21 protein-coding genes, 1 tRNA gene, 3 rRNA genes and 1 riboswitch are annotated in these 25,119 nt (G+C 44.8%); of the genes, 19 read left to right on the plus strand and 6 right to left on the minus strand.

The window, feature by feature from the left end:
- Positions 1-246 precede the first annotated feature (246 nt).
- From lptC to rapZ, 5 genes are read left to right on the plus strand one after another with little or no spacing between them, the layout of a single operon-like run.
- Positions 247-822: an LPS export ABC transporter periplasmic protein LptC gene (gene lptC, locus LIN98_RS05730; protein ID WP_005548373.1), complete on the plus strand. Its 576-nt coding sequence runs from the start codon at positions 247-249 to the stop codon at positions 820-822.
- Complete coding sequence (gene lptA / locus LIN98_RS05735; protein WP_005568463.1) at positions 803-1,321, plus strand: lipopolysaccharide transport periplasmic protein LptA; 519 nt, start codon at positions 803-805, stop codon at positions 1,319-1,321. Before lptC ends, lptA begins: the two co-directional genes overlap by 20 nt.
- A gap of 5 nt (positions 1,322-1,326) precedes the next feature.
- Complete coding sequence (lptB, locus tag LIN98_RS05740; RefSeq protein ID WP_005568465.1) at positions 1,327-2,052, plus strand: LPS export ABC transporter ATP-binding protein; 726 nt, start codon at positions 1,327-1,329, stop codon at positions 2,050-2,052.
- A gap of 3 nt (positions 2,053-2,055) precedes the next feature.
- The gene (gene ptsN / locus LIN98_RS05745) at positions 2,056-2,577 is read left to right on the plus strand and encodes a PTS IIA-like nitrogen regulatory protein PtsN (RefSeq protein ID WP_005548368.1); all 522 of its coding nucleotides are present in this window, start codon (positions 2,056-2,058) and stop codon (positions 2,575-2,577) included.
- 27 nt (positions 2,578-2,604) lie between these two features.
- A complete protein-coding gene (rapZ, locus tag LIN98_RS05750; protein WP_005548367.1) occupies positions 2,605-3,459 on the plus strand; it encodes an RNase adapter RapZ in 855 nt (284 codons plus the stop codon).
- A gap of 5 nt (positions 3,460-3,464) precedes the next feature.
- Here rapZ and xseA read toward each other — a convergent pair whose 3' ends face one another.
- From xseA to LIN98_RS05770, 4 genes are read right to left on the minus strand one after another with little or no spacing between them, the layout of a single operon-like run.
- Positions 3,465-4,799, minus strand: a complete 1,335-nt coding sequence (gene xseA / locus LIN98_RS05755; protein ID WP_014167831.1) for an exodeoxyribonuclease VII large subunit — start codon at positions 4,797-4,799, stop codon at positions 3,465-3,467.
- A 6-nt stretch (positions 4,800-4,805) separates the two neighbouring features.
- Positions 4,806-5,999, minus strand: coding sequence for a ribosomal protein uL16 3-hydroxylase (locus LIN98_RS05760; RefSeq protein WP_050846412.1), 1,194 nt, complete (start codon positions 5,997-5,999; stop codon positions 4,806-4,808).
- A 32-nt stretch (positions 6,000-6,031) separates the two neighbouring features.
- On the minus strand, positions 6,032-6,325 hold the full coding sequence (locus tag LIN98_RS05765; protein ID WP_005568472.1) for an RnfH family protein: 294 nt from the start codon (positions 6,323-6,325) through the stop codon (positions 6,032-6,034).
- Complete coding sequence (locus tag LIN98_RS05770; protein WP_005548358.1) at positions 6,318-6,746, minus strand: type II toxin-antitoxin system RatA family toxin; 429 nt, start codon at positions 6,744-6,746, stop codon at positions 6,318-6,320. The genes LIN98_RS05765 and LIN98_RS05770 overlap by 8 nt, the downstream gene beginning before the upstream one ends.
- Positions 6,747-6,818: 72 nt before the next feature.
- Here LIN98_RS05770 and LIN98_RS05775 point away from each other — a divergent pair, with 72 nt between their 5' ends.
- Positions 6,819-7,235, plus strand: coding sequence for an EamA family transporter (locus tag LIN98_RS05775; protein ID WP_005541059.1), 417 nt, complete (start codon positions 6,819-6,821; stop codon positions 7,233-7,235).
- Between the two features lie 93 nt (positions 7,236-7,328).
- On the opposite strand, the gene gap is transcribed toward LIN98_RS05775, so the two are convergent.
- Positions 7,329-8,333 carry a type I glyceraldehyde-3-phosphate dehydrogenase gene (gap, locus tag LIN98_RS05780; protein WP_014167827.1) on the minus strand — a complete coding sequence of 335 codons (1,005 nt, stop codon included), beginning with the start codon at positions 8,331-8,333 and terminating at the stop codon, positions 7,329-7,331.
- 241 nt (positions 8,334-8,574) lie between these two features.
- Here gap and gmk point away from each other — a divergent pair, with 241 nt between their 5' ends.
- The 10 genes from gmk to rrf all read left to right on the plus strand — a co-directional run bounded on the left by gmk (position 8,575) and on the right by rrf (position 20,762).
- Positions 8,575-9,213, plus strand: a complete 639-nt coding sequence (gmk, locus tag LIN98_RS05785) for a guanylate kinase (protein ID WP_005548354.1) — start codon at positions 8,575-8,577, stop codon at positions 9,211-9,213.
- A gap of 57 nt (positions 9,214-9,270) precedes the next feature.
- Positions 9,271-9,537 carry a DNA-directed RNA polymerase subunit omega gene (rpoZ, locus tag LIN98_RS05790; protein ID WP_005538631.1) on the plus strand — a complete coding sequence of 89 codons (267 nt, stop codon included), beginning with the start codon at positions 9,271-9,273 and terminating at the stop codon, positions 9,535-9,537.
- 45 nt (positions 9,538-9,582) lie between these two features.
- On the plus strand, positions 9,583-11,706 hold the full coding sequence (gene spoT, locus LIN98_RS05795) for a bifunctional GTP diphosphokinase/guanosine-3',5'-bis pyrophosphate 3'-pyrophosphohydrolase (protein ID WP_005590232.1): 2,124 nt from the start codon (positions 9,583-9,585) through the stop codon (positions 11,704-11,706).
- Positions 11,707-13,788: an ATP-dependent DNA helicase RecG gene (recG, locus tag LIN98_RS05800; RefSeq protein ID WP_249856081.1), complete on the plus strand. Its 2,082-nt coding sequence runs from the start codon at positions 11,707-11,709 to the stop codon at positions 13,786-13,788.
- Positions 13,781-14,278: a chorismate--pyruvate lyase family protein gene (locus LIN98_RS05805; RefSeq protein WP_249856082.1), complete on the plus strand. Its 498-nt coding sequence runs from the start codon at positions 13,781-13,783 to the stop codon at positions 14,276-14,278. The genes recG and LIN98_RS05805 overlap by 8 nt, the downstream gene beginning before the upstream one ends.
- A 30-nt stretch (positions 14,279-14,308) precedes the next feature.
- Positions 14,309-15,136 (plus strand): glutamate racemase, encoded by an 828-nt coding sequence (gene murI / locus LIN98_RS05810; RefSeq protein WP_005548345.1) that lies wholly within the window; start codon positions 14,309-14,311, stop codon positions 15,134-15,136.
- A gap of 285 nt (positions 15,137-15,421) precedes the next feature.
- Positions 15,422-16,961, plus strand: a 16S ribosomal RNA gene (locus LIN98_RS05815).
- Between the two features lie 99 nt (positions 16,962-17,060).
- Positions 17,061-17,136 (plus strand) — tRNA-Glu (locus LIN98_RS05820).
- A 206-nt stretch (positions 17,137-17,342) separates the two neighbouring features.
- Positions 17,343-20,365 (plus strand): 23S ribosomal RNA (locus tag LIN98_RS05825).
- 281 nt (positions 20,366-20,646) lie between these two features.
- A 5S ribosomal RNA gene (gene rrf / locus LIN98_RS05830) occupies positions 20,647-20,762 on the plus strand.
- The 16S, 23S and 5S rRNA genes sit together here with 1 tRNA gene alongside, the layout of an rRNA operon.
- Positions 20,763-20,959: 197 nt before the next feature.
- Here the strand turns inward: rrf and LIN98_RS05835 are convergent.
- The gene (locus tag LIN98_RS05835) at positions 20,960-22,492 is read right to left on the minus strand and encodes a Na+/H+ antiporter NhaC family protein (RefSeq protein ID WP_148326209.1); all 1,533 of its coding nucleotides are present in this window, start codon (positions 22,490-22,492) and stop codon (positions 20,960-20,962) included.
- Positions 22,493-22,585: 93 nt separating this feature from the next.
- Positions 22,586-22,760: riboswitch (Lysine riboswitch) on the minus strand.
- A 172-nt stretch (positions 22,761-22,932) separates the two neighbouring features.
- Between LIN98_RS05835 and LIN98_RS05840 the strand changes: the two genes are divergently transcribed.
- From LIN98_RS05840 to rlmE, 3 genes are all read left to right on the plus strand, one after another.
- On the plus strand, positions 22,933-23,331 hold the full coding sequence (locus LIN98_RS05840; protein WP_041915497.1) for an H-NS family histone-like protein: 399 nt from the start codon (positions 22,933-22,935) through the stop codon (positions 23,329-23,331).
- A gap of 84 nt (positions 23,332-23,415) precedes the next feature.
- A complete protein-coding gene (gene purU / locus LIN98_RS05845) occupies positions 23,416-24,252 on the plus strand; it encodes a formyltetrahydrofolate deformylase (protein ID WP_026161179.1) in 837 nt (278 codons plus the stop codon).
- A gap of 134 nt (positions 24,253-24,386) precedes the next feature.
- Entirely contained in the window at positions 24,387-25,016 is a 630-nt protein-coding gene (gene rlmE / locus LIN98_RS05850) for a 23S rRNA (uridine(2552)-2'-O)-methyltransferase RlmE (RefSeq protein ID WP_005568080.1), read from the plus strand.
- The last annotated feature ends 103 nt before the right edge of the window (positions 25,017-25,119 follow it).

Raw genomic sequence — 25,119 nt, forward strand, 5'->3', positions numbered from 1 at the left:
ATAAAAATAGGTTGTGATACTCTACGAAATCCGAATGAATGTCAAATAGAATTACATTTTTTAATCTCTCAAATACCCGTCCTTGGACTGTTTTTTTGTGAAATGTTCCTGACCCGGGCAAGGAAATCTTCTTATAAAAAACGTCGGCGAGGGCGACCGTACTTTATATTGCTTTTTTATCGTTTTCAGCAAAATTATGCTATCATTGTGTCTTATTATTAACCGTTATAACGGAATTTGTATTGTATGAATATTCGTTTGAATATTATCTTAGCCGTGATTGCGCTGGGTTTATTGGCCTGGTTTTATAGCCTGAATAAAGAGGACGGAAGTTTGAAAGATCTGATTAAAACGGCAGATAGTCCGGAATATGTCGGGCAGAAAATGAGCACTACCGTGTATTCGCCCACCGGCAAAAAACAATATTTGGCGACCTCCGCAAAAGTGGAACATTATACCTCGGATGGACATACGGATTTTCAACAACCGGTCGTGTTGTTGTTAGATATTGAAATTCAAAATACGGATAAAGAAAGCTGGAAACTCAGCGCTGACAAAGCACGATTGACCAAAGACAATATGCTGTATCTGGATGGCAATGTCATCGCACAAAGCCTTTCCGCGCAATCTCGTTTGCAACGCATTGAAACCCAACGCGCGGTGGTTAATTTGACAACACAGGACATCAGCTCGGATCAAATGGTAAAACTTAACGGGCAGAATTTTAATTCCACAGGCTTAAAATTAACCGGCAACTTGCAGCAACAAGTGGCTACATTAAAAGAACAGGTGAAAACATATTATGAAATCAGTAAGCAATAACATTTTTTTTGCTTCCATGTTAATGCTGGTGTCTTTGTCTACTTTTGCATTGAAAGACGATACCAATCAGCCCATTAATATCGTTTCCGATAACCAATCCTTAGACATGACCAGTCGGGTAGTGATCTTTACAGACAACGTTGTCATTACTCAAGGTTCTATCGTGGTGAAAGCGAATAAAGTGATCATCACCCGTCCGGAAGAAAATTCCAAGAAAAAAGACACTGTTGAGGCGTTTGGCAATCCGGTGACATTCCATCAGGTAATGGACGACGGCAAGCCCGTGGACGGCAAAGCCAATAAAGTGTTTTATGATTTAGGCACGGAGTTTTTAACCTTAACCGGTAATGCCGAATTAAAACAGCTGGATAGCAAAATCAACGGTAATGTGATCACTTATGATGTGAAAAAACAACAACTCAAAGCCAACGGTTCTTCCGGTTCACGCGTCACCACCGTGTTAATTCCGGTTCAACTCAATAATGCAAAAGGGAAATAGAATTCATGGCGATTCTGTATGCTGAAAATTTAGCGAAAAGTTATAAAAACCGCCAAGTGGTTTCCGATGTGAGTTTAACGGTGAATTCCGGCGAAATCGTCGGTTTGTTGGGGCCTAACGGTGCCGGTAAAACTACCACCTTCTACATGGTGGTGGGCTTGGTAAATCATGATCAAGGAAAAATCCGCATTGACGAGGAAGACATCAGTCTGTTACCGATACACAATCGAGCGCAAAAAGGCATCGGTTATTTGCCGCAGGAAGCCTCCATCTTCCGCCGTTTAAGCGTGTACGATAATTTAATGGCGGTGTTGGAAATACGCAAAGATTTGACCGCACTTCAACGCCGCGAGAGAGCTGACGAGTTAATTGAAGAATTTAATATCAGTCATATCCGTGATAATTTAGGGCAATCTTTGTCGGGCGGGGAGCGCCGTCGTGTGGAAATCGCCCGTGCGTTGGCGGCAAATCCGAAATTTATTTTGTTAGATGAGCCTTTCGCCGGGGTTGACCCGATTTCGGTGATTGATATTAAGAAAATCATTAAAGACTTGCGTGATCGCGGCTTGGGCGTATTAATTACCGACCACAATGTGCGCGAAACACTGGATGTGTGTGAGCGCGCTTATATTGTGAGCGCCGGTAAAATGATTGCCACCGGCACACCGCAAGAGATTATGAACAACAAATTGGTAAAAGACGTTTATTTAGGCGCCGATTTCCAACTTTAGCTTATGAAATTTACTGAATTATTAACACCGGAAAGTATCCGTCAGGGCATGATTTTGTCCAGCAAAAAGCGTGTGTTTGAGTTAATCGCACACATTGTGGCTGAAAAATTGCAGCTGGAAAACGGTGAACAATGCTGTTTTGAGTGTTTGTTCAGCCGTGAAAAACTGGGCAACTCCGGTCTCGGCGGCGGCGTGGCAATGCCAAAAGGACGTTTGCCGGCAGAAGCCCAACCTATCGCCGTATTCATTCAATTAGACTCGCCTATTGACTATGAGGCAGCGGATCACCGTGAAGTGGATTTAATCTTTGCGGTGTTGATTCCGGAAAATATGTGTGCCGCGTATGTTCAGTATTTGCCTAAATTAGCGGAAAATTTAACGGATAAATCTTTGTGCAAGCAGTTGCGGGCGGCGAAAAGTGCGGATGAAATTTTGCAAATTTTTTTTCATTATGATCAAACCGATGTGAATGAAGCGGTTCCTACGGAACAGGATGTAACGGAATCGCAGCGTAATTTTACTTAACGAAAAAGCCAAATTAGTGGGGGTGCTGTGGAAATTATTATCATTAGCGGTCGTTCCGGGGCGGGAAAATCCGTTGCATTAAGAGCCTTGGAAGATATGGGCTATTATTGTGTGGATAATCTCCCTCTGGATTTATTGCCCCAGCTGATTCAGATTTTGTCCGCCGGGCAACCTGCCGTTGCCATTAGTTTAGACATTCGCAACCTGCCGACTTCCCCGCAAATCCTGGAAAATACGATTAATGATTTGCAGCAGAAACATAATGTTAAAATTATTTTCTTGGATGCCGATACCGGCACATTAATTCGCCGCTATAGCGATTCCCGCCGTCTGCACCCGTTATCCACACAGGACCTTTCCTTAGAAGCCGCCATTGAAGAAGAACGTAACCGTCTTGATCCTCTCGTGCAACAAGCCAATTTGCTGATTGACACTGCCGCTTTATCTACCCACGAATTAGCGGAGCGATTGCGTGAGTTTTTGAGCGGGCATTCCGATAAAGAATTGAAAATAGTGGTGGAATCTTTCGGTTTTAAATATGGCATTCCGTTAGATGCGGATTACGTGTTTGATGTGCGTTTCCTGCCGAATCCGCATTGGAATCAGGGGTTACGCCCGCTGACCGGTTTGGATGAAGAAGTGGCGGAATTCTTAAATAAGCACAATGAAGTGCATCAATTTATCTACCTCACCCGTTCTTATATCGAAACCTGGCTGCCGTCGCTGGAACAGAATAACCGCAGCTATTTGACCATTGCTATCGGTTGTACGGGCGGCAAACACCGTTCTGTTTACATTGCCGAACAACTGGGGAAATATTTTCAGGATAAAGGTAAAAATGTCAAAATTTTGCATTGCTCACTGGCAAAGCATAAAAAATAGTTCGCTTATTTCTTCTCTAACCGATTAATCTGGCTGATGATAATCCCGTCGGCAACGCGTGTTTGGATTTGCTCGCCGATGTTCACCGCATGAATTGATGTAATGGCTTGGTTATGTTGATTTTGGGTGATGGAATATCCCCGCGCTAATACCTTCAACGGGCTTAAACTGTCTAATTTGCCACATAAATGCGCCAGTTGTTTTTGTTGAAGCCCCACCTTCAAATTCATCTCGGAATTTAACCGCACTTTAAGTTGCGCCAGCAGTTGTTTCTGTTGTTGTAACTTTAACGGCAGCGGATTTTTATATAACCGCGCCGAAAGTGCGGTCAGATTTTCCGCTGTTTTTTGCCGGTGATGACACAGACTTTGCTGCAAGCGATGACGTAATTGGGCGATAAGTTGCTGTTGAATACGTAGTTGCGCTTGTGGGTGTTGGTTTTGCAGACGTAAGAAAAGATGCTGTAATTGCCGTTTCTTCTCGATAAAAATGCGATCCAAAGCGATTTCAATGCGTTGTTGACGATATTGTAACTGCTGTAATAATTCCGTTTGATCGCGGCTCACCAGCTCTGCCGCGGCAGAAGGGGTCGGTGCGCGTAAATCGGCGACAAAATCGGCAATGGTAATATCGGTTTCATGACCGACAGCGCTAATGATTGGAATGACGGAATGAAACATCGCGCGCGCCACAATTTCTTCATTAAAGCACCACAAATCTTCCAGCGAACCACCGCCGCGCCCCACGATTAATACATCCGCCTCTTGTCGCCGGTTGGCGATTTCAATCATTTGTGCGATTTCAGCCGCCGCATCTTTACCTTGCACGGCTGTGGGATAAATAATGACTTTCAGACTCGGATCACGACGTTGTAGAATATGCAAAATATCCTGCAATGCCGCCCCGGTTTTAGAGGTAATAATGCCTACCGCTTGACTAAAGTGCGGTAGGTTTTTCTTGTGATTTTGAGCGAACAATTCTTCTGCCGCTAATTTGAGTTTCAGCGCTTCAAATTGCTGCATCAGTAACCCTTCGCCGGCAAGGTGCATACTTTCGATAATCAGTTGATAATCACCGCGCGGCTCATACAAACTGACACTAGCACGCACCAATACCTGCATGCCATTAGACGGACGAAAACCCACGCGCAGATTTTTCATGCGGAACATGGCGCAGCGCACTTGGGCGTTTTCGTCTTTTAAACTTAAATACCAATGCCCCGAAACTGGTTGGGTAAAGTTAGATATTTCCCCGGTGAGCCAAACTTGTCCGAGCTGATTTTCTAACATCAGGCGAACGGATTGGTTTAATTGGCTGACCGAGTAAATGTTATCGCTCATGGAAGATTACTCGGTTAACAACGCCCAGCCGTCGTCCAGCCAATTGCAAATGCTATCGACCAACACTTCCATGGAAATCTGTTGATCCTGCAGGCTGCCGATTAAGCGGGTTAAAAAAGCAAAATCAACGGTTTGACCATCGGCAAGTTGTTTCAAAATTTCCGCTTCGGCGTAGGTCAATTCATCCAGCCATTCGCCGTTGGCATAAATTCGGAACGGATCTTGGGTATAAACCAATTTGCAATTGTTGTCTTGACGTAATCTGCCGCCATGTTCAAAGCTTTCCAACACGTCTTCCGGATCGGAAAAACCGGCGACTTCCAGTAATTCATAGCGCCGACGGCTGACGGTTGTTGCAAGCGCTTGTTGGAATAAGGTGTCGAACTGTGCAGAATTTGCCAGCTGTTGTAAAAATAACGCTTTCATTTGTTGTACGTCTTGCGGTGTCAATTCGCCGGTTTTTTGTTCTGAAGGACTTAAACGGAACGGGATAGCCAGTTCATTCACTTCCAAACTTGGATGGTAAAGGTGATTTCTAATACTTTCCAGTAGTTCCGATGTATTTGGGTAGCGCAACCCGAAGGATACGGTTAAGCAGTCATCTTGCGCTACGCCGTAGTGAACCAGACGGGAAGGCACGTACAGCACATCGCCCGGCGCCATCACTTCGTCTAAAATCAGTTCGCCCATGTCGTCAAAAATACGAATCGGTTGGTTCGGTTTGAATTCTGTGGTCGGTTCGCACCATTTGCCAAGCTGCCAACGGCGATGACCGTAAGCCTGCACCAGGAAGACATCGTATTCATCATAATGTTTGCCGACAGAACCGCCTTGTGGCGCGAAAGATACCATGATGTCATCACGTTGCCATTGCGGAATAAAGTCGAATTTTCGCCATAAATTGCCTAATAACGGCGACCATTGCTCCATATCTTGCACTAAAACCGACCATTTTTCAGGCAGGTTATCAAAATCTTCTTTGGATAACGGACTGGTGCGCAATTCCCAATTGTCATCGGAATGTTGCTTGATCAAGCGCGCGACCACTTCTTCCGTTTTGGCTAATTCGGTGATGTCGCGTGGTTCAAGCATACCGATAATTTCTGGTAAACCGCGTCGAATTAATAACGGTTTTTTCTGCCAGTAATCGCGTAAAAAGATTTCCGGTGTAATATTTTGAGGTAAACAAAATTTGTTCATATACATTCCTTCAATGTGTTGAATAAGTGTTATTATTTTTTCTTTGCTTGTTCTTCCGCACGTTTGCGTCGAATTTCTTTCGGATCCGCCAACAGCGGGCGATAAATTTCAATGCGATCGCCGTCTTTCAGCTGATCCGTTAATTTCACGGGACGGCTGAAAATGCCGATTTTATTTTCGCGTAAATCAATGTCGGTAAATTGTTGTAAAATGCCGGACTGTAAAATGGCGGTTTGCACCATAGTGCCTTCACCTACACTAAACGATTTCAGATAATGATGATCAGGAAACGCATAGGCAATTTGAATATTGATTTTATTAACCATAAATTTGTTTTGCTCGCTGTTTCAATGCATCAATCATTTTATTGGTTAAATGGGTAAAGATCTGACCGAAGGCAAATCCAACCGGTGGATTTGAAAATTCAGATGCTAAATAAAGTCGAGTCTGACAGCTTTTTTTATCCGGATCGGTAAACTTTTCACCTTGCAGAAATTTAAACGGACCGTCAACGAATTGCATTCTAATTGATTGATTTTCTTTCATTGTATTACAGGTGGTAAACTTTTGTCGAATGCCCGCCTTGCTGATTTCCGATTCACCGGTTAATTGCACCGCACTTTTATTTAACGTGCGGTTGCCGACACAGCCTGGCAAAAACTCGGGATAACGCTCATAATCATTTAAAAGCCGATACATTTGTTGCGCGTTGTATGCAACGAGCGTCGATTGATTAACAATAGCCATACAGATTAAGGTTGTGGATGAAAAAGTTGGTATATTATAAAGGAAATATTGCAGAAACATGAGGAGATTAAAATGAATTGGGTCTGGTTTGCGATCGGTTCCGCATTTTTTGCCGGATTAACGGCAATTTTAGGCAAATTAGGTGTGGAAGGCTTGAATAGTAATTTAGCGACATTTATTCGTACAGTAGTGATTTTATTTGTGATTGTGGCGATTATTTCGATGCGTAATGAATGGCAATTGCCTCAACATATTGCGACCAAGCCGGTTATTTTCCTTGTGTTATCCGGGGTGGCGACGGGATTTTCCTGGCTTTGTTACTATCGCGCTTTACAACTTGCGCCGGCATCTTGGGTCGCACCTATTGATAAACTCAGCGTGGTTATTGCCATTGTGTTAGGTGTGACTATCTTGGGCGAGCCGGTGAGTATGAAATTATTGATTGGGGCAGGATTGATTCTTTCGGGCGTGTTGGTCTTGGCGTTTTAAAAAACACATTGAAAAAGCACCGCACTTTTTAGGTTTTACGGATAAAAAATAGCTCCCAAACGGGAGCTATTTTCATGTTCGGATTTCTCAGAATTAGCCCTTGTAGTTGTAAACGTGTGCAACTAAGTCTAATACTTTGTGAGAATAACCGGCTTCGTTGTCATACCAAGATACCAGTTTTACGAAAGTATCGGTTAATGCAATACCTGCTGCCGCGTCAAATACGGAAGTTAAGGAACAACCGTTGAAGTCGGTAGAAACTACGGCATCTTCAGTGTAGCCTAAAACACCTTTCATTTCATTTTCGGAAGCGCGTTTTAATTCCGCACAGATTTCTGCGTAAGTTGCAGGTTTTTCAAGGTTAACGGTTAAGTCAACAACGGACACGTTTGTAGTGGGAACACGGAACGCCATACCGGTTAATTTACCGTTTAATGCAGGAATAACTTTACCTACGGCTTTAGCCGCACCGGTTGAAGATGGGATGATGTTTTGGGAAGCGCCACGACCACCACGCCAGTCTTTTGCAGATGGACCGTCAACGGTTTTTTGTGTTGCGGTTGTAGCGTGAACGGTTGTCATTAAACCGTCTTTGATACCGAATTTGTCGTTGATAACTTTTGCTAATGGCGCTAAGCAGTTAGTTGTGCAAGAAGCATTGGAAACAATGTCTTGACCTTTATAAGCATCAAAGTTTACACCGCGTACGAACATTGGTGTGCTGTCTTTGGAAGGACCGGTTAAAACCACTTTTTTCGCGCCGGCAGTGATGTGTTTACGGGCAGTTTCGTCAGTTAAGAATAAACCGGTTGCTTCAACTGCAACATCAACACCGATTGCACCCCAGTTTAAGTTTTCCGGATCACGTTCAGCCGTTACGCGAATCGCTTTACCGTTTACGACTAAGTTGCCGTCTTTCACTTCAACTGTGCCGTCGAACCGACCGTGAGTTGAATCGTATTTCAACATATACGCCATGTATTCAACGTCGATTAAGTCGTTGATACCTACTACTTCAATGTCATCACGAAGTTGAGCTGCACGGAATACGATACGGCCGATACGACCGAAACCATTGATACCAATTTTAATTGCCATAAGATTTCACCTTATTATTTTTAAGTTAAACGAAAAGGTTTAGGTTGGCTATGACCCTGCCTACCAATTTTGCGGGAGATTATAACACGCTTTCTTTAATTTGAGAATGCGTCTCTGATCGGATGAAGAGAAAATTTCCTTGGCAGGAGAAGAAAAAACTCTGTAAAAAATGACCGCACTTTTGCTGATTTTTTATCGGTTTAGGGGCATAATAGGCAAAATTAATCACAAGAGAAGCATTATGTTACAAGGCAATTTGTATATCATTTCGGCACCCAGCGGTGCAGGTAAATCTTCATTAATCGCCGCATTGTTAAAACAAAATAATAACCATAAAATGATGGTATCCGTTTCCCACACCACCAGACAGTCGCGCCCGGGCGAACAAGAAGGCGTGCATTATTATTTTGTTTCTCAAGGGGAATTTGAAACCTTAATCGAACAAAATGCCTTTTTGGAATACGCGAAAGTCTTTGGCGGCAATTATTACGGCACGTCTTTATTCGCTATTGAAGAAAATTTAGCTAAAGGCATTGATGTTTTTTTGGATATTGATTGGCAGGGCGCACAACAAATTCGCAAAAAAGTGCCGAATGTTAAGAGTATTTTTGTTTTACCGCCGTCGTTGGATGAATTGGAAAGACGCTTAATCGGACGCGGTCAGGACAGTGCGGACGTGATTGCCGACAGAATGGCGAAAGCGATGAGCGAAATTTCTCATTACAATGAATATGATTATGTGATCGTCAACGATAATTTTGAACAGGCGCTTGTGGATTTGCAGGCAATTCTGCGTGCTGAGCGATTGACATTGGCGCATCAGCAGCAAGAAAATCAAGGCCTGATTGAACAACTACTGGAAAAATCAGCTGCATTCTAGTACCATACTGACCCTTTATTGAATTCAAAAAACAGATTTAGCAAATTGGAGTAATTTATGGCTCGCGTAACCGTACAAGACGCAGTAGAAAAAATTGGTAACCGTTTCGATTTAATTTTAACCGCTGCCCGTCGCGCAAGACAATTACAGTTGCATACGCGTGAACCTTTGGTGCCGGAAGATAATGATAAACCGACCGTTATCGCACTGCGTGAAATTGAAAAAGGTTTAATTAATAACGAAATTTTGGATGCGCAAGATCGTCATGAACATTTGGTGCAGGAAAGAGTGGAAGTGAACGCCGTTTCTTTGTTATCCGAATAAAGTGCGGTTGGAATTTACAACGTTTTTTAGTCGGTTGGGTGTGCTTTGTATTTATTCGAAGGTTTACATCACATTATTCAGGCATATTTGCCGCCTGAACAAATTGAATTAGTCAAACGTGCATTTGTGATTGCCCGCGATGCACACGAAGGACAATCACGCTCCAGCGGCGAACCTTACATCACCCATCCGGTTGCCGTCGCTTCGATCATCGCCGAAATGCGACTGGATCACGAAGCGGTCATGGCCGCCTTATTACATGATGTCATTGAAGACACGCCTTACACGGAAGAACAACTGAAAGCCGAATTCGGCGCCAGTGTCGCGGAAATCGTAGAAGGCGTTTCAAAACTCGACAAACTCAAATTCAGAACCCGTCAAGAAGCGGAAGTGGCAAATTTCCGTAAAATGATCCTTGCCATGACCAGGGATATTCGTGTGGTTCTCATCAAACTTGCCGACCGAACCCACAACATGCGCACCCTCAGCGCATTACGTCCCGATAAACGCCGTCGTATCGCCAAAGAAACCCTGGAAATTTATGCACCGTTGGCGCATCGCTTGGGGATTGAGCACATCAAAAACGAACTGGAAAATCTTGGTTTTGAAGCCATGTATCCGCAACGTTATGCGGTTTTGCAAAAAGTCGTACAGATTGCGCGCGGTAATCGCAAAGACATGATTGAACGAATTTCCGACGAAATCAAAGGGCGTTTGCAGGATGTGGGTATTCAAGCGCGGGTATTCGGGCGTGAAAAGCATTTGTATGCCATCTACCAAAAAATGCGCTTAAAAGATCAGCAGTTTCATTCCATTATGGATATTTACGCGTTCCGCACCGTGGTGAACAACGTGGATACCTGCTATCGTGTGCTTGGACAAATGCACAGCCTTTATAAACCGCGCCCGGGTCGGGTAAAAGATTATATTGCCGTGCCGAAAGCCAATGGCTATCAGTCCTTACATACGTCGATGATTGGTCCGCACGGCGTGCCGGTGGAAGTGCAAATTCGTACCGAAGAAATGGATCAAATGGCGGAAATGGGGGTCGCGGCGCATTGGGCGTATAAACAGGGCGGTCGTAACGACAGCACGCCGGCACAAATTAAAGCGCAACGTTGGCTACAAAGTTTAATTGAATTACAACAAAGTGCGGGTAATTCTTTTGAATTTATCGAAAGCGTAAAATCGGAATTTTTCCCGAAAGAAATTTATGTGTTTACACCGAAAGGGCGCATTGTAGAGCTACCGAAAGGCGCAACGCCGGTGGATTTTGCCTATGCCGTGCACACAGATGTGGGCAGAAATTGTGTCGCCGCCAATGTGGATCGTAAACCTTATCCGTTATCGCAAGCCTTGGAATCCGGGCAGACCATTGATATTTTAACCTCGCCGAATGCCAAACCTAATGTGGCTTGGCTTAATTTTGTGGTGACCGCCAAAGCTCGTTCCAGTATTCGTCACGCTTTAAAAGATTTGCGTCGTGATGAAGCCATTGAATCCGGTAAGCGCCAATTAGCGCACGCTTTGAGTCCGTTAAAATTAGAAGAACTCAATATTGAATATACCCAAAATGTCTTAGCGGATCTGAAATTAGCAAGTTTAAATGATTTATTTATGGAAATCGGTTTAGGCAACCAAATGAGCACCGTCATTGCGCATCGTTTGCTGGGCGAATCCATTGAAATTGATACGGACGGCAACCCTGACAACCACACCGGTCCGTTGGAAATCAGCGGTAACGGCGGTTTGTTGACTACCTTTGCGCAATGTTGCCATCCTGTACCGGGCGATCCGATTATCGCTTATGCCAGCCCGGGTAAAGGATTGGTGATCCACCATGAATCCTGCTCAAACTTGAAAGATCGCGAAGATAATACGAAAAATTATATGTCCGTTGATTGGGAAAAAAGCGATACGCAAATTGAATTTGAAGCGGAATTGCGTATCGAAATGATTAATCAGCAAGGCACGTTACCGCACTTGATGTCAACCATTTCCGCCATGGACAGCAACATTCAAAGCATTTGGACGGAAGAACAGGAAGGGCGTTTGTATCAAATCATCGTGCTGTTAACGGTCAAAGACAAAAAACACCTTGCCCACATCATTCGCAAAATCAAATCAATGCCTGAACTAATCAGCATTGAACGCAATATTAATCAATAGATGAGCACCCAATTATTAGATGCGATTCCGTTAACGGCAATTTCCGGTGTTGGTGCCGCTGTGGCGGAAAAGTTAGGTAAATTGGGGATCTTCAATCTGCAAGATCTGTTATTTCACCTTCCCCTCCGTTATGAAGATCGCACCCGCATCACACCCATTGCCGATTTGCAGGCAGAGCAGTACGCCACTATTGAAGGCGTCGTGCAAAGTAGCGAAGTGCAATTCGGGCGTCGTCCGATGTTGATGGTCTATCTTTCCGACGGTACCGCCAAATTGGCGTTGCGCTTTTTTAATTTTAACGCCGGTATGAAAAACAGCTTGCAGCCAGGTGCTCGGGTGAAAGCCTTTGGTGAGGTGCGTCGCGGGCGTTTCATGGCGGAAATTCATCATCCTGAATATCAGATTATTCATGACAATAAACCGCTGGTTCTGGCAGAAACCCTCACGCCCATTTACCCTGCTACGGAAGGGTTGAAACAAACCGCTTTGCGAAAATTAATTGCGCAAGCCTTGTTGGTGTTGGATAAAACGCCCATAGCCGAATTGTTACCGGCGGAATGTAATCCGCATCCTTTTGATTTAAAATTCGCCATTCAGTTCTTACATAACCCGCCACCCGATGTGTCATTAACGACCTTGGAAGAAGGTAGACATCCCGCCCAGCAACGACTGATTTTTGAAGAGTTGCTGGCATATAACCTGGCGATGCAAAAAGTGCGGTCAGGAATTCAAGCGAATTTTGCCGAGCCTTTGTCGTATCAATCAGATTTAAAAGCACGTTTTTTAGCGCAGTTGCCGTTTCAGCCGACAAATGCACAGTTGCGTGTGACGGAAGATATTGAACGGGATGTGGCGCAACCTTACCCGATGATGCGTCTGGTGCAGGGGGATGTCGGCTCCGGTAAAACCTTAGTGGCGGCGTTAGCGGCACTGCTCGCCATTGATAACGGTAAACAGGTGGCATTGATGGCGCCGACGGAAATCTTAGCGGAACAGCACGCCGTGAACTTCCGCCGTTGGTTTGAACCGCTTGGCATTCAAGTGGGCTGGCTGGCAGGAAAAGTCAAAGACAAACAACGGGTTGCCGAGCTAGAGAAAATAAAAAGCGGTGCGGTACAAATGGTGGTGGGAACGCACGCGTTATTCCAGGAAGAGGTGGAATTTCATCGTTTGAGCTTGGTGATTGTTGACGAACAGCACCGTTTCGGCGTGCACCAACGACTCATGCTGCGGGAAAAAGGTAATCAGGCAGGCGTGTATCCTCATCAGTTAATCATGACCGCCACACCGATTCCACGTACGCTTGCCATGACGGTGTATGCGGATTTGGATACTTCGATTATCGACGAATTGCCACCGGGGCGCACGCCGATTACCACCATTGCAATTTCCGAAGATCGTCGTGCAGAGATTATCGAACGGGTGAATGTGGCGTGTACGCAGGAAAAACGGCAGGCTTATTGGGTTTGCACTCTGATTGATGAATCGGAAATGTTGGAGGCGCAGGCGGCGGAAGCGGTGGCGGAAGATCTCCGTAAAATTCTACCGCACTTACGCATCGGCTTGGTACACGGGCGAATGAAACCGAATGAAAAACAAGCGGTAATGGCGCAGTTTAAGCTTGCCGAATTAGATTTACTGGTCGCTACGACCGTGATTGAAGTGGGCGTGGATGTGCCGAATGCCAGTTTGATGATTATTGAAAACGCTGAGCGCCTTGGCTTGTCCCAGCTTCACCAGTTACGTGGGCGGGTCGGGCGTGGCAGTACAGCTTCGTTTTGTGTGTTAATTTACAAACCGCCGCTCGGTAAAATTTCGCAAAAACGCTTACAAGTCATGCGCGACACGCAGGATGGTTTCGTGATTTCGGAAAAAGATCTGGAAATTCGTGGTCCGGGGGAAGTGCTTGGCACGAAACAAACAGGAATTACCGAATTTAAAGTGGCGAACCTCATGCGCGATCGCAAAATGCTGCCGACAGTGCAGTTTTATGCAAAACAACTAGTACAGAAATATCCGCAAACGGCGGACTTGTTGATTCGCCGCTGGCTAAATAATCGTGAGATTTATAGCAATGCCTGATTCTATTTTTGCCCAGCTGCATTGGTTGGCGGAAGATGCGCCACAGGCGAAGCAACTGCCGCGTTCAGTTCACTGCTGGTTGTTTGATAAACAATCGCTGACCGTTAAATTAAAACAGACTTGTGCACGATTTGACGTGAAAGTGCGGTCAGAAAAATGGATAGAAAAAACATTTGAAAATGAGACTGCACTTTTGCCGGCGGGAGCCTATTGGTGCCGTGAAGTTTTATTGCTTGGTGACGGCAAACCTTGGATCGAGGCTCGAACGCTCATTCCCCAGACGCTATTTGTCTATCACCAAGAACTGTCAATGTTAGGCAAAAAACCTATCGGCGAATGGCTATTTCAGCAAACACCACAAAGGCGGTTAATCCAATGGGCGCAAGATCCTCAAAGCGGATTATATGCCCGTCGTTCCTTGTTTTGGGTCCAAAACATACCGATGTTAATCAGCGAGCTTTTCCTTGAGAACCGCTTTATAAGCGAATAAAATGACGCAAATTTTTCCATCAAACTGATTATGGACATTCAAACAAAACCCACAATTCTTTTTTTTGATTCCGGCGTCGGCGGCTTTAGTGTTTATCATGAGGTTAAGCAACTTTTGCCTGACTATCACTATTTGTATTGCTTTGATAACGCTTACTTTCCTTATTCCGAGAAGCCTGAAGAAAAGATCATCGAACGTACGTTAAAAATCTGCCAACGCATAGATCAAATGTATCCGTTGGATCTTATTGTCATCGCCTGTAATACGGCAAGCACCGTTGTGTTGCCCTCATTGCGCGAACATTTTTCAATTCCGATTGTAGGCACCGTGCCCGCGATTAAACCGGCAGCAGCGCAAACAACCACGAAACATATCGGGTTACTAGCCACCAAGGGAACGGTAAACCGAAAATATTTATCTGATTTGATTGATAAATATGCCGCTGATTGCCGTGTGGAAAAAATTGGCAGTACGAAGTTGGTAGAATTGGCTGAACGTAAATTTCATGGTTATCCTATTGATTTAAATGAAATTAAATCTGAAGTGCTAACGTGGGTTACAATGAGTGATTTAGATTGTGTGGTGCTGGGATGTACGCACTTCCCTCTGATAAAATCAGAGATTCAACAATGTTTGCCGCAAGTCATCTATTTTATTGATTCGGGTGCTGCCGTTGCGAAACGGGTGGAATCCTTGCTTAGTGACGTAAAAGTGCGGTCAAAAAATCAAACAAATAATCAAGTGTTTTGCACAAAAATGATCTCACCGGAAGACGGTTTACCAAATTTAATTCAGTCTTTAGGATTTGAAACGCTGCGTTTATTAGATGTCGATAGTGAGGTTTTGAGAGAAATTTGACAAAAAATAAGCAATCAAAAAGATTTTTAAATTTTTTGTAAAAAAGTACTTGCAAGGTAAGGATAAAAGCCTATAATACGCGGGCACAACGACGCGCCGTTGTAGGGTTTTATAGACAGCGCGTCGTTTTTTGTTCTTTAACAATCAATCATACAAACTGTGTGGGCACTTATAGATTCGTTTTAAATGATTTTAAGATTGAACTTAATAGGTGCCGGAAGATTCGTTTATTTATATTATTTATAATAGATTAATTAAGTCAGCTATTGAGGGATTAAGCTTTTTGAATTGAAGAGTTTGATCATGGCTCAGATTGAACGCTGGCGGCAGGCTTAACACATGCAAGTCGGACGGTAGCAGGAGAAAGCTTGCTTTCTTGCTGACGAGTGGCGGACGGGTGAGTAATGCTTGGGAATCTGTCTTATGGAGGGGGATAACGACGGGAAACTGTCGCTAATACCGCGTAGAGTCGGGAGACGAAAGTGCGGGACTTTATGGCCGCATGCCATGAGATGAGCCCAAGTGTGATTAGGTAGTTGGTGGGGTAAAGGCCTACCAAGCCGACGATCGCTAGCTGGTCTGAGAGGATGGCCAGCCACACCGGGACTGAGACACGGCCCGGACTCCTACGGGAGGCAGCAGTGGGGAATATTGCGCAATGGGGGCAACCCTGACGCAGCCATGCCGCGTGAATGAAGAAGGCCTTCGGGTTGTAAAGTTCTTTCGGTATTGAGGAAGGTTGGTGTGTTAATAGCATGCCAAATTGACGTTAAATACAGAAGAAGCACCGGCTAACTCCGTGCCAGCAGCCGCGGTAATACGGGGGGTGCGAGCGTTAATCGGAATAACTGGGCGTAAAGGGCACGTAGGCGGACCTTTAAGTGAGGTGTGAAATCCCCGGGCTTAACCTGGGAATTGCATTTCATACTGGGGGTCTGGAGTACTTTAGGGAGGGGTAGAATTCCACGTGTAGCGGTGAAATGCGTAGAGATGTGGAGGAATACCGAAGGCGAAGGCAGCCCCTTGGGGATGTACTGACGCTGATGTGCGAAAGCGTGGGGAGCAAACAGGATTAGATACCCTGGTAGTCCACGCTGTAAACGGTGTCGATTTGGGGATTGGGGTTTAGCCCTGGTGCCCGAAGCTAACGTGATAAATCGACCGCCTGGGGAGTACGGCCGCAAGGTTAAAACTCAAATGAATTGACGGGGGCCCGCACAAGCGGTGGAGCATGTGGTTTAATTCGATGCAACGCGAAGAACCTTACCTACTCTTGACATCCGAAGAAGAACTCAGAGATGGGTTTGTGCCTTAGGGAGCTTTGAGACAGGTGCTGCATGGCTGTCGTCAGCTCGTGTTGTGAAATGTTGGGTTAAGTCCCGCAACGAGCGCAACCCTTATCCTTTGTTGCCAGCGACGTGGTCGGGAACTCAAAGGAGACTGCCGGTGATAAACCGGAGGAAGGTGGGGATGACGTCAAGTCATCATGGCCCTTACGAGTAGGGCTACACACGTGCTACAATGGCGTATACAGAGGGTAACCAACCAGCGATGGGGAGTGAATCTCAGAAAGTGCGTCTAAGTTCGGATTGGAGTCTGCAACTCGACTCCATGAAGTCGGAATCGCTAGTAATCGCGAATCAGAATGTTGCGGTGAATACGTTCCCGGGCCTTGTACACACCGCCCGTCACACCATGGGAGTGGGTTGTACCAGAAGTGGATAGCTGAACCGAGAGGGTGGCGTTTACCACGGTATGATTCATGACTGGGGTGAAGTCGTAACAAGGTAACCGTAGGGGAACCTGCGGTTGGATCACCTCCTTACATACGAACGACTTTAAGTGTTCACACAGTTTGTTTGATGATTGTAGGCAATGGAAGAACAAAGGAAAAAGTGAAGGAAAGATAGTATCTTTACATGTTGTCCCCATCGTCTAGAGGCCTAGGACATCGCTCTTTCACGGCGGTAACCGGGGTTCGAATCCCCGTGGGGACGCCATTTAAAGATGATTATCCGTCTTATCTGTTCTTTAAAAATCCGGAAACAAGCTGAAAACGAGACTTTCAAGGAAGTCTGAGCGAGTGATTGAGAAAAGGCGATTACTCGACTTTAATTTAAAACTGTTATTAATCGCAGCGCGGGTATGCCACTTATGGTGAATATACTAATATCCTATGAGAGGGCAAGAATACTTGAGGTTGTATGGTTAAGAGACAAAGCGTACAAGGTGGATGCCTTGGCAATCAGAGGCGAAGAAGGACGTGCTAATCTGCGAAAAGCTCGGATGAGTCGATAAGAGGCGTTTAATCCGAGATATCCGAATGGGGAAACCCAGTGGGTGAAGAACCCACTATCATTACCTGAATCCATAGGGTAATGAGGCGAACCGGGAGAACTGAAACATCTAAGTACCCCGAGGAAAAGAAATCAACCGAGATTTTGTGAGTAGCGGCGAGCGAAAGCGAAAGAGCCTGTTAGTGATAGCGACAGAGACAGAGGAATGTGCTGGGAAGCACAGCGAGACAGGGTGATAGCCCCGTACTCGAAGTCTGGGTCGTGGTACTAAGCTAACGAGAAGTAGGGCGGGACACGTGATATCCTGTTTGAAGAAGGGGGGCCCATCCTCCAAGGCTAAATACTCCTGATTGACCGATAGTGAAGCAGTACTGTGAAGGAAAGGCGAAAAGAACCGGGGTGACCGGAGTGAAATAGAACCTGAAACCTTGTACGTACAAGCAGTGGGAGCCCGAAAGGGTGACTGCGTACCTTTTGTATAATGGGTCAGCGAGTTATATTTTGTAGCGAGGTTAACCGGATAGGGGAGCCGAAGGGAAACCGAGTCTTAACTGGGCGCTTAGTTGCAAGGTATAGACCCGAAACCCGGTGATCTAGCCATGGGCAGGTTGAAGGTTGGGTAACACTAACTGGAGGACCGAACCGACTAATGTTGAAAAATTAGCGGATGACTTGTGGCTGGGGGTGAAAGGCCAATCAAACCGGGAGATAGCTGGTTCTCCCCGAAATCTATTTAGGTAGAGCCTTGAGCGGACACCTTTGGGGGTAGAGCACTGTTTCGGCTAGGGGGCCATCCCGGCTTACCAACCCGATGCAAACTACGAATACCGAAGAGTGATACTCAGGAGACACACGGCGGGTGCTAACGTCCGTCGTGGAGAGGGAAACAACCCAGACCGCCAGCTAAGGTCCCAAAGTACTAATTAAGTGGGAAACGAAGTGGGAAGGCTTAGACAGCTAGGATGTTGGCTTAGAAGCAGCCATCATTTAAAGAAAGCGTAATAGCTCACTAGTCGAGTCGGCCTGCGCGGAAGATATAACGGGGCTAAAATTAGTCACCGAAGCTGCGGCATCAGGCGTATCACTAATACGCCTTACGATTAACAACTTGCGAAACGAAGAGAAGCAAGTTGGTCAAGCGCCAAACACGTTGAGACGGAAGTCATGACGGGAAGTGCGGTTGGGAATTGAGGAATATTAGTGATACGCCTGTTGGGTAGGGGAGCGTTGTGTAAGCGGAAGAAGGTGTATTGAGAAGTATGCTGGACGTATCACAAGTGCGAATGCTGACATAAGTAACGATAAAACGGGTGAAAAACCCGTTCGCCGGAAGACCAAGGGTTCCTGTCCAACGTTAATCGGGGCAGGGTGAGTCGGCCCCTAAGGCGAGGCTGAAAAGCGTAGTCGATGGGAAACGGGTTAATATTCCCGTACTTGGTAAAGCTGCGATGTGGGGACGGAGCAGGTTAGGTTAGCGTACTGTTGGATATGTACGTTTAAGTTGGTAGGTGGGGAGCTTAGGCAAATCCGGGCTCCTGTTAACACTGAGAGATGATGACGAGACTCTACGGAGTTGAAGTAACCGATACCACACTTCCAGGAAAAGCCACTAAGCGAAAGGCTTTACTAAACCGTACTGAAAACCGACACAGGTGGTCAGGTAGAGAATACTCAGGCGCTTGAGAGAACTCGGGTGAAGGAACTAGGCAAAATAGCACCGTAACTTCGGGAGAAGGTGCGCCGGCGTAGATTGTAAGGGCTTGCCCCTGAAGGTTGAACCGGTCGAAGATACCAGCTGGCTGCAACTGTTTACTAAAAACACAGCACTCTGCAAACACGAAAGTGGAGGTATAGGGTGTGATGCCTGCCCGGTGCTGGAAGGTTAATTGATGGTGTAATCGAAAGAGAAGCTCCTGATCGAAGCCCCAGTAAACGGCGGCCGTAACTATAACGGTCCTAAGGTAGCGAAATTCCTTGTCGGGTAAGTTCCGACCTGCACGAATGGCATAATGATGGCCAGGCTGTCTCCACCCGAGACTCAGTGAAATTGAAATCGCCGTGAAGATGCGGTGTACCCGCGGCTAGACGGAAAGACCCCGTGAACCTTTACTATAGCTTGACACTGAACATTGAATTTTGATGTGTAGGATAGGTGGGAGACTATGAAGTAGTGACGCCAGTCATTATGGAGTCGACGTTGAAATACCACCCTTTAACGTTTGATGTTCTAACGAGACATCGATTACAGGTGTTCGGACAGTGTCTGGTGGGTAGTTTGACTGGGGCGGTCTCCTCCCAAAGCGTAACGGAGGAGCACGAAGGTTTGCTAATCACGGTCGGACATCGTGAGGTTAGTGCAATGGTATAAGCAAGCTTAACTGCGAGACGGACAGGTCGGGCAGGTACGAAAGTAGGTCATAGTGATCCGGTGGTTCTGCATGGAAGGGCCATCGCTCAACGGATAAAAGGTACTCCGGGGATAACAGGCTGATACCGCCCAAGAGTTCATATCGACGGCGGTGTTTGGCACCTCGATGTCGGCTCATCACATCCTGGGGCTGAAGTAGGTCCCAAGGGTATGGCTGTTCGCCATTTAAAGTGGTACGCGAGCTGGGTTTAGAACGTCGTGAGACAGTTCGGTCCCTATCTGCCGTGGGCGTAGGAGAATTGGTTGGGGCTGCTCCTAGTACGAGAGGACCGGAGTGGACGCACCGCTGGTGTTCCGGTTGTGTCGCCAGACGCATAGCCGGGTAGCTAAGTGCGGGAGAGATAAGTGCTGAAAGCATCTAAGCACGAAACTTGCCAAGAGATGAGTTCTCCCAGACTTTAGGTCTGTAAGGGTTGTTAAAGACTATGACGTAGATAGGCGTGGTGTGTAAGCGTAGTGATATGTTGAGCTAACACGTACTAATTGCCCGAGGGGCTTAGCCATACAACGCTCAAGTGTTTTTGCGGGGGGCAGGAGCGCAGGGGATGTATTGATAAGAATAACGGTATTAGATTAAATTAAAGAGAAAGATAAAGAGAAAGAGAAGAAAAAGGATTGTAGCTCAGGAGAGGGAGTTGAGGGAAGGAAGTTGGTTTGAGGCTTGTTTTTGGAGAGGACGCGTATAGCGTGCAGGAAAGGAAGTAAGAAGGGAAAGAACGAGAGAAGCGAAGAGCGGAATAAGAAAGCGAAAGCGCGGAAAGGAGAGAGGATAGTCATCAAAGAATATTGGCGGCGATAGTGCGGTGGTACCACCTGAAACCATACCGAACTCAGAAGTGAAAGGCCGTAATGCCGATGGTAGTGTGGGGCATCCCCATGTGAGAGTAGGTCACCGCCAAGCCTGATAGGGAGCCCTGATGTGAGAGCATCGGGGCTTTTTGTTATAGCTAGACGTTGTCTAGCTATAAAAACCGTACGCTATTGGTTTTCATATGCCCTTTGAAGGGCATGTGAAGTACTAGGTCCTTATAGAGTAGCCTAAAAACCGCACGTTTTACGTGCGGATTGGTTTTTGAATTTTGTGTGCTGGATCACGATTTAACGTTTCTTAAAGATAAGCACCAACAAGGCGAGGACAATACCCGTGGTGATGAATCCAAGTAAACCGGAATAAGTGAAACCAACTACAATATAGCCTGCAATGCTCGCGGTGGCGATGGTGATAGCATAAGGCAATTGGGAAGTGACATGATCCATGTGGTCGCATTTTGCACCGGTGGAAGACAGAATAGTAGTGTCCGACACTGGTGAACAGTGGTCACCACATACGGCGCCTGCCATGACCGCCGATAAGCATGGTAACATAAATTCCACGGAACCATGCATCGCGTGGGAAGCGATGGCCGCGGCGATGGGCAGCATAATTCCGAAGGTTCCCCAACTGGTGCCGGTGGAAAATGCCATAATGGCGGCTAAAACAAAGAGCAGTGCCGGTAAGAACGCAAGCGGTAAGGCGTAGGATACCAAGGAGGCTAAATAAGTGCCGGTTTTTATATCGCTGACCACGTTATTGATTGTCCAGGCAAAAAACAGAATTAAAATGGCGCCAAGCATGGATTTCACGCCCAGTACCCAGGCTTTGACATATTCATGCAGGCTTACCAGACGATCGGATAAAATACAAATGGACGCAATAATCACCGCACTTACACCACCGGTGACTAAAGATACACCTACGGTGGTATTTTCAAAGGCATCAAGTATACTGAACGGCTTTCCGCTAGCTGTTAAGGCTAGGTTACCAGTGTATAGCATGGCAGAAATTGTTATGATAATAAGGGTGATAATTGGTAATACTAAATTGCGTACATGACCGTTTATGCCTGAAAGCGCTTCTCCTTGCGTATTTTCTGTTTCCAATGCCAGCCTTTCATGTCTTGCCATGGGACCGATGTCAAAGCTGAAATAGGCTACGAAGAACACCATTAAAATAGAGAAAATAGCGTAATAGTTCATAGCACTCATTGCCATAAATGCACCGATTGGTGAGTAGCTTGTGATGGAATAAGTGGCTAATAAGCCAGCGACTAAGGTAATGATATATGCGCCCCAACTAGATACCGGCATGAGTACGCACATCGGTGCAGCGGTGGAGTCAAGAATATAAGCTAATTTGGCGCGGGAGACTTTGAATTTATCGGTAATCGGGCGGGCAATAGCACCTACGGCTAAACTGTGGAAATAGTCATCGATGAAGGTGACGAAGACTAACGAAGCGGCAACCAATTTTGCCCCACGGCGATCTTTAATCTGTTTTTGTGACCATTCTGCAAAGGCGCGGTTACTGCCGGACATACTTAAAAGGGCGGTCAAAATTCCGAGTAATAATAAGAAAAGAATAATGTTGATATTGTTGGTATTTAAACCATCTTCCTTGACGAAGAGGGAGGATACGTTATTTTTTAAATAAACTAAGGTACTTGTTAGATTCACATCTGTCAGCATAATAGCACCGACAAAAATACCTACGCTCAAAGAGAGCAATACGCGGCGGGTAATGATGGCGAGTAACAACGCAAATAACGGTGGTAATACCGACCAGACTGATGACGAATAATCAATGAGTTCCATTTGTTCTTCCTAATATTAAGGGAGAACCACTGACTTTAAATATTTAATCGGGGTAGAAATGATTTAAAAAAGGATAGGCAAAATAGGACCTAACCTAACAGTAGCGCTCCATAGTTGTTTACAGACTATGACAGTGACGGTTCTTTCGAAGACGTCACCAACCAATTAAAATGACTTTTAACTGATTTCGGCAAACGTTCCTTTCCATTTTCTTCACCGTTATCCACTCGGAAAATATACTTATAACGTTTGCACCTCTACACAAGTAGGATGAGCTAAAGATTACAATAAAAAATGAGAAAAACCAATCATTAAATAAAATTTAGATAAAATGGTTGAACTAATTTAATTAAAAATGGTATTTACCTATGTGGGTAATTTGTTTATGATAGCCTAGCTTCGTGTATATTAATTTAATTGTGTCTAGAGGAGAAAATTTAATGTCCGATGTATTAAAAATATTAACGAATATTCGTAGCTTGCGTATGGTCGCGCGTGATTTAGCATTAGAACAGCTTGAAAGTATTTTGGAAAAATTGCAATTAGTCGTTACGGAAAAGAAAGAAGATATTTTAAAGGCTCAGCAAGAAGAAAACGAGCGACAAGAACGTATTGCCAAATATAAAGAATTATTAAAGCAAGAAGGTATCACTGCAGACGAATTAGCAGAGATTTTAGGTTCTAATGCGGTTCGTAAGAAAAGAGATACTCGTCCTGCAAAATATCAATATGTTGATGAAAAGGGCGTAACGAAAACTTGGACAGGTCAAGGCAGAACACCGAAAGCAATCCAAGCACAATTAGATAAAGGTAAGTCTTTATCTTCTTTTAAAATTTAATTCAATTTCTATCTTAATAAAAGAAAACCCAATAAAAGAAAACCCATTTTTATGGGTTTTCTTTTTATCTTAATGTTACGCATTATGATTCAAAATAAAATCTTACTGACCGATTGCCCTGACGATAAAGGGCTCATTTCTAAAATTACCAATATTTGCTATAAACATCAGTTGAATATTGTGCACAATAATGAGTTTGTTGATTTTGAAACCAAACATTTTTTTATGAGAACGGAATTGCAGGGTATTTTTAATGAAGAAACCCTGTTAGCCGATTTGGAACTGAGTTTACCGCCGGGAACGAATTGTCGTTTAATTAGCACAAAATATAAGCGAATTGTCATTTTAGTTACTAAAGAAGCCCATTGCCTCGGTGATATTTTAATGAAAAACTATTATGGTGGTTTGAATGTAGAAATTGCAGGGGTGATTGGTAATCATGAAACATTACGCAGTTTGGCGGAGCGGTTTGATATTCCATTTTTCTGGATCAGCCATCAAAATTTAACCCGTGAAGAACATGATTATTTGTTAGCCGAAAAAATTGACGAATTGGCACCGGATTATATTGTGTTGGCAAAATATATGCGGGTCTTAAATCCGAAATTTGTAGCGCGTTATCCTAATCGGGTGATTAACATTCACCATTCGTTTTTGCCTGCATTTATCGGCGCAAAACCTTATCAGCAGGCTTATGAGCGCGGTGTAAAAATTATCGGTGCGACGGCGCATTTTATTAATAACGAATTAGATCAAGGTCCGATTATTATGCAGAATGTGATTAATATTGATCACACCTATAGTGTGGAAGCCATGATGAAAGCCGGACGAGACGTGGAAAAAACAGTATTAAGCCGTGCACTGGATCTTGCGTTACATGATCGTATTTTTGTGTATAAGAACAAAACGATTGTTTTATAGACCGCACTTTGGTTGTGATTCTTTCAAACCATCTTCAGTATGTATGAAGACGGGTTTTTTATTTATGATATTCGGGCTTGAAAAGCGAAATGCCAGCCTTAATATACAATAACATTGCAAAATGAAGATAAATTATGGGCAAGAAAAAACGTTCGGCGAGTTCAACCCGTTGGTTAAACGAGCATTTTAAAGATCCTTTCGTACAAAAGGCGCACAAGCAAAAATTGCGTTCCCGAGCCTATTTCAAACTGGATGAAATTCAACAAACCGACCGCTTATTCAAGCCAGGTATGACGGTGGTTGATTTAGGTGCAGCGCCGGGCGGATGGTCGCAGTATGTGGTAAGCCAAATTGGGCGCAATGGACGGATTATTGCCTGTGATCTTCTGGAAATGGATCCTATTGTAGGCGTGGATTTTCTACAAGGCGATTTCCGTGATGAAAATGTGTTAAACATTTTATTGGAGCGGGTCGGTGAAGGCAAAGTAGATGTGGTGATGTCAGATATGGCACCGAATTTCAGTGGGATGCCATCAGTGGATATTCCGCGTGCGATGTATTTGGTAGAACTTGCGCTTGATATGTGCAAGCAGATTCTCGCTAATAAAGGAAGTTTTGTAGTAAAAGTTTTTCAGGGTGAAGGTTTTGATGAATACTTAAAAGAGATCCGTTCTCTGTTTAGTGTAGTCAAAGTTCGTAAACCTGAAGCCTCCCGAGACCGATCTCGGGAAGTTTATATTGTTGCAAGCGGTTATAAACACTAATCAAATTAAGTTACCAATAAGCTCAATTGATTTGATAACTTTAATTTTTGAGATAAATATAGTAACCTTACAACACGTTGTTAACTTATAAATAAGAGGTAAT

Origin of the sequence: Aggregatibacter actinomycetemcomitans, from assembly GCF_023518055.1 — a bacterium.
Lineage (GTDB): Bacteria > Pseudomonadota > Gammaproteobacteria > Enterobacterales > Pasteurellaceae > Aggregatibacter > Aggregatibacter actinomycetemcomitans.